The organism is Thermomicrobiales bacterium (genome assembly GCA_023954495.1).
Taxonomy (GTDB): domain Bacteria; phylum Chloroflexota; class Chloroflexia; order Thermomicrobiales; family CFX8; genus JAMLIA01.
In genome coordinates, this window is sequence record JAMLIA010000125.1 from 1 (window position 1) to 5,528 (window position 5,528).

The 5,528-nt window shown below is 65.1% G+C and carries 5 protein-coding genes; 3 read left to right on the top strand and 2 right to left on the bottom strand.

All coding sequences use genetic code 11. The features are described from left to right. Positions 1–834: methylmalonyl-CoA mutase family protein (locus M9890_15205; GenBank protein ID MCO5178301.1), on the top strand; the 834-nt coding region annotated here is incomplete at its 5' end. Positions 835–998: 164 nt separating this feature from the next. Here M9890_15205 and M9890_15210 read toward each other — a convergent pair. Next, positions 999–2,285 (bottom strand): hypothetical protein, encoded by a 1,287-nt coding sequence (locus tag M9890_15210; protein MCO5178302.1) that lies wholly within the window; start codon positions 2,283–2,285, stop codon positions 999–1,001. A 257-nt stretch (positions 2,286–2,542) separates the two neighbouring features. On the opposite strand from M9890_15210, the gene M9890_15215 reads away from it, so the two are divergent. Further along, positions 2,543–3,706, top strand: coding sequence for an FAD-binding oxidoreductase (locus tag M9890_15215; protein MCO5178303.1), 1,164 nt, complete (start codon positions 2,543–2,545; stop codon positions 3,704–3,706). Between the two features lie 473 nt (positions 3,707–4,179). On the opposite strand, the gene M9890_15220 is transcribed toward M9890_15215, so the two are convergent. After that, positions 4,180–5,121, bottom strand: coding sequence for an LLM class flavin-dependent oxidoreductase (locus M9890_15220; protein ID MCO5178304.1), 942 nt, complete (start codon positions 5,119–5,121; stop codon positions 4,180–4,182). 145 nt (positions 5,122–5,266) lie between these two features. On the opposite strand from M9890_15220, the gene M9890_15225 reads away from it, so the two are divergent. After that, positions 5,267–5,500, top strand: coding sequence for a hypothetical protein (locus M9890_15225; GenBank protein ID MCO5178305.1), 234 nt, complete (start codon positions 5,267–5,269; stop codon positions 5,498–5,500). Positions 5,501–5,528: the final 28 nt, after the last annotated feature.

The following is a 5,528-nucleotide window of genomic DNA, read 5'->3' on the forward strand; positions in this document are numbered from 1 at the left end:
TTCGCGCCGCGCCTGTCGTTCTTCTTCAACGCACACAACGGCTTCCTCGAAGAGGTCGCCAAGTACCGCGCCGCACGCCGGATGTGGGCCAACATCATGCGCGACCGCTTCGGGGCGCAGAGCCCGAAGTCGCTGACGCTGCGCTTCCACACCCAGACCGGTGGATCGACGCTGACCGCCCAGCAGCCACTAAACAACGTCGTCCGCGTCACGATTCAGGCGCTCTCGGCGGTGCTGGGCGGCACGCAGTCGCTGCACACGAACGGCTACGACGAAGCGCTCTCGCTGCCGACGGCCGAGGCGGCGACGCTGGCACTGCGCACGCAGCAGATCATTGCCCACGAGGCGGGCGTCGTTGAGACCGCCGATCCGCTGGCCGGGTCGTACGCCGTCGAGGCGCTGACCGACGCGATCGAGCGTGACGCCTACGCGCTGATGGATGAGGTCGCGGAGATGGGCGGAGCGATCGCGGCGATCGAGAGCGGCTTCATGCAGGATCAGATCGCCGACACCGCCTACCGCTGGGAGCAGGCGATCGACAGCGGCGAGCGCATCATCGTGGGAGTGAACTACCAGCGCGAAGAGGACGAGAGCGGCGTGCCGATCCACCACATCGATCAGGATCTGGTGCGGCAGCAGATCGAGCGCACCTGGCTGTACAAGGAAGACCACGCCTCGGTCGAGCTGGACATTGCCTTGCGCCGCGTCGGCGCAGCCGCCCGCTCAACGACGAACCTGCTCACCGTCATGCGCGAAGCGTTGCTGGCCGGCGCGACGCTGGGTCAGATCTGCGACGTGCTGCGGCGAGAGTGGGGTGAGTATCGGCCGGGGTGACCTCACCCTCCCCTGCCCTCCCTCTCCCGTGGGGAGAGGGAGGGTGTCCCTGTGCTAGCGAATTAACTGCCGTGACGGCGACAAGCCGCCGAGCATTTGCCCAACCACCTTCGCCCATGACACCCCCTCTCCCCACGGGAGAGGGGGCTGGGGGGTGAGGTCTCTTACGGCACGTCAATCGTGATCGGCGCGGGGCCGGGGAAGACGCGGCCGTAGGAGTCGGCGTGCAGCGTCAGGGTGGTGGCGCTGGAGTCGATCGGCATCTCGAAGCGCGAGACGCTCTCGCCAGCTTCGAGACCACCCTTGCCATCTTCAGCCATGCCCATGGAGCCACCGGTCGGTACGAAGGAGTTACCCAGATCATCGGTCAACGTCTGGCCTTCCGGCGTCGGTCCGCCGAGCGTGATCGTGCGATCACCTGGCTGGCCGGTGTTCCGAATGATGACGGCGACCTCACCCGGCTTCGTGCTGTCATAGCCGGTTTCGGGTTCTGAACGGGCGAGGCTGTCCACGACGAGCGTCTCGCCGTCGACGACGAACGTCTGGCCAACAGCGAAGGTCGCATCAGCCGTGACATCCCAGAAGCCATCGGGGATCGGGAAGGTGACGTCGACGGGTTGTTCGACTGGCGTCACGAACGATGTGAATGCGAGCTGGAACGTGTCAACGCCCTCGGGGAGCGCCGGGAAGTACGCGACCCAGGAGTCCTCACGTAACTGAATACCGCCGCGGCCAACGCCATTGAACACCTGGCCGTCCGGAAGAACGAGCTGAACGACTGACGAGGCTGGCATCGCCTCACCAGCTGGCATCGCCGGCACACTGTAGGCGACACTCACTGCGCGGCTCGACAGGTGGACACTGGCAATCGTGATCGCGACCGGCCCGGACTCGACCGTCTTGCCGACCGGAATGGGCACATTGATCGGGTCCTGAATGACATCCTCGGCTGGGATCGTGAACGTCCACGGACCATCGATCCAGCGTGCGCCATCGGCGTCTGAAAGGCCGACCTTGCTGATCTCGACGACGATGTCCGTCGTCTCGGGCATTGGCGGGCCAACTGCCAGCGTCATTTGCACCGCGCCATCGCGCGACTGATCCAGCTTTGATGTACCGAAGAAGGTCGGGTCACCGCTGACCCCGCTCACGGTCAGTGACTCGAAGGTGATCGGCATCAGGTTCGTGGCCGGATCGAAGTCGGGCCAGCTCACCTGGAAATCGAGCAACGTGTCATCTGAGGCGAACTCCGCGCCGGTGAGATGCAGCGTCGTTCCGGCGACTGTCTGTGTCTGATCAAGCGTGATGCGGAAGTCATCCGGTGCGCTCGGCTCAATAGATTGTGGCGACTGACGCAACAGGCTGGCAGCAGCGGTTGCTCCGAGAATCAGGACAAGAACCAGCGCGATAACAACAAAAGGTCGCATGATGACGCGGGGGTGGTAAGCCACTCCCAGTGTCTGCGTACATATTCTCGCTCCCGTCATTGCGAGCGGACATTCGATGCTGTACTTGCATCATACGCCCCCCGCGTGCCCGTCAAGGACAATATTTCTTGGCAACTTCGCGAATTGTTGCTCCGCACATTGCTTCAGGGTCTTCGGAGAACCATCACCCTGCGTGCACCGCGGCAGCCTTGTGGTACAAGCAAACATGCGCGTGAATACGGTGATTCTGGGAGTGGGCTTCAGCTAAGGGGAGTGTGTCGATGACGGTTTCGCTGTGGCAGGACTCGGCGGCCTGGCCGGGGGAGATCGAGCATGAGCAGGTCGTTGCCGATGTCGCGGTGATCGGCGGTGGGATCGTCGGGGCGACGTTGGCGACGCTGCTGGTGCAGGCGGGCAAGCAGGTGGTTGTGCTGGAGTCCGGTGCGGTGGCTGGCGGGGCGTCGGGGCGCAACGCTGGGCACTGCATCGCCGGACTGCGCAATAACTATCACACGGCAGTGGAGCGGCACGGGCGCGAGGGCGCGAAGGCGCTGCGCGAGCTGCTGCTCGAAAACCGGACGATGGTGCGCGGCTTCTGCGATGCGTTGAAGGTGCCGTATGAGGCGAACGGCTCGCAGTACCTCGGCATCGACGAAGCCGAGCGCGACAGCATGCGTGCCTCGGCGCGGGCGATGGAGGCGGACGGGCTGGAGGTGCACTTCTCCGAGGAAGATCCCTACGGGCGCGGGTTCTTCGGGCGGCTCTACCAGCCGGGCGACATGGCACTGCAGCCGTGGCTGCTCGTCACGCGGCTGATGGCGGCCTCCGGCGCGCGGGTGATCGACAACTGCGAGGTGCGAGCGATTGAGCAGCGCGGCGATACCGTGATCCTGCGCGGCAAGCGCGCGACGGTCGAGTGCGGCACGGCGATCATGGCGACGAACGCCTGGTCGCGTATCCTGCACCACTACTTCGCCGACAAGATCTACCCGACGCGGGCGCAGATGTTCGCGACCGAACCGACCGCCGATGGCACGCGGCTGATCGACATGCCGACCGGCACCGAGGACGGCTTCGAGTACTTTCGGCAGCTACCCGATGGCCGCTTCCTGATCGGTGGCTACCGCGACCGCTTCGCCCATGAGGAGGTCGGCTACGGCGACGAGACGACACCGCAGCTACAGTCCGGGATGCACGGCTGGGTAGCAGAGCGCTTCCCTGAGCTGGCGGATCTGAAGGTGACACATCGCTGGGCTGGGACGATGGGCTTTACGCCGGACAGCACGCCGCTGATCGGGCGGCTGCCGGACATGCGCAACGTCGCGTTCGTGGCGGGCTTCACCGGCGGAGGCATGAGCTACGGGCCGCTCTGCGCGCGCATCTGCGTCGAGCACCTGCTGGAGGGTCGACCGCTGGGCATGTTCGACGCGGCGCGATTTGACTAACGCGGGGCGTCAAGCATGAAGGGTCGCGGGGTTGGGTGCGATAGCCGGACCCGCCGCCTGTCATCTTGAGGTCGCAACCGAAAGATCTCCCCTATGTTGGACCGAGTCGAACGGGTGGGAGATCTCTCACTGCCGGGTGCCCTCCGGGCGGCAGATGACAGGACAAGGGGTTGGCTGTCGGCCCGGACTACTCGCCATTGCTGGCATTGCCGACCCGCTGGACTGGTAACCTCCATGTTCCCCTGTCATCTTGAGGTCGCAACCGAAAGATCTCCCACCCGTTTGACTCAGTCCAACGCAGGGGAGATCTCTCACTGCCGGGTGCCCCCTGGGCGGCAGATGACAGGACACAGTGTTGGCTGCCGACCTGAACGATCGAACTATCCGACGTTGGCGACCCACTCACGATTACGGGCGTCGAGCGGTGGCTGTCCAACTGACGCCTCACCCTGGCCGGAGTTCTCATGCAGCGCCTAGCCGCGATCCAGCGCCTCCAGCACGGGCGCGAACTGCTCGACGCCGGCGAGGTTGAGCGGCTCGGTGTAGACCTGCACGTGCGAGACGCCGAGATCGGCGTAGCGGCGCAGCTCGTCGGCGATCTGCTCCGGCTCGCCGGAGAGCGGCGGTGCGCCGGTCGGATTGACGGAGGACGCACCCTCGGCAGCGCCGGAGAAGTCGACGAAGATCGTCGCCGAGCGCGCCAGTGTGGCCGGATCGCGCCCGACTGCCTCGCAGGCGGCATCCACGCGCTCCATCAGCGGTCCCATGCCGTCGGGTGAGTTGCCGGTCTTCGTGAAATAGACGTTCCAGATGTCAGCGTAGCGCGCAGTCAGGTCAAGCATGCGCTCGCCGGTCGTGCCCATCATGATCGGCAGGCCATCGCGGCGCGGGCCGCGCGGGACAATCGCGCAATCGCGCGCCTGGTAGTACGTGCCGTCGAAGTCGATCTCGCCGTTGTGCAGCAGGCCGTGGATGATCTGCAGCGCCTCCGCGAAGCGCGACACGCGGTGATCGAACGGGAAGCCGAAGGCGCGATACTCCGGCTCGTGCCAGCCAGCACCGAGTCCGAGGATGACGCGTCCGCCGCTGATTTCGTCGATCGTGTCGGCCATCTTGGCGGTCAGCGCCGGGTTGCGGAACGACGTGCAGGTGACGAGAGTGCCGATCTCCACCTTGCTGGTCACTGCTGCCAGCGCCGAGAGCATCGAGAATGACTCCCAGACACCCTCCGGCTCGCGATCGGGCAGGCGGAAGAGCAGGTGATCCTGCACCCAGACCGAGTCGAAGCCGACCGCCTCGGCTCGCAGGGCGACGTCGGCGATCTCCCTCCACGATGCGGTGACGCCAGTCGCGCCATCCGCCGAATCCGGCAGGCCGAACCCGACCTTCAGTGGTCGCTTGCCCTCGTTCGTCACAGATCCTCCTCCATCAGTCATCAATCGTGGCACACATCGTCGCACGAAATCCTCTGGAAGTTTGCGCGAGCGCAAGGACGGCGGCAGTGATTATGCGGATACTGAGAGCGTTAGAGCGAGAGATGGTTGACAGAGGACGACGACCATGAAGATGAACCATCAAGCCGACGAGTTTGATTCGCGCCTCGTGACCGAGACGTGTGTTGTCGAGTATTACCTGACCCACCCTGCTGCGACGCAGTGGGTGGCTGTCGGGCTCGCTCGTGAGAATATCGACGCGAAGCGCACAGATGGCGGACGTCGCCTCGTCACCGGCTGTGGCCCGACCGAGAGCTCGGCCATACAGGCGATGCTCGGGCGTTGCCAGCACGCACACTGAACCGCGCTAGCCGGTGATACCCTCGTCG

Bases quoted from the DNA above. Each gene is read 5' to 3' on its own strand.
- M9890_15215 (MCO5178303.1), top strand. From the start codon at position 2,543: ATGACGGTTTCGCTGTGGCAGGACTCGGCGGCCTGGCCGGGGGAGATC.
- M9890_15225 (MCO5178305.1), top strand. From the start codon at position 5,267: ATGAAGATGAACCATCAAGCCGACGAGTTTGATTCGCGCCTCGTGACC.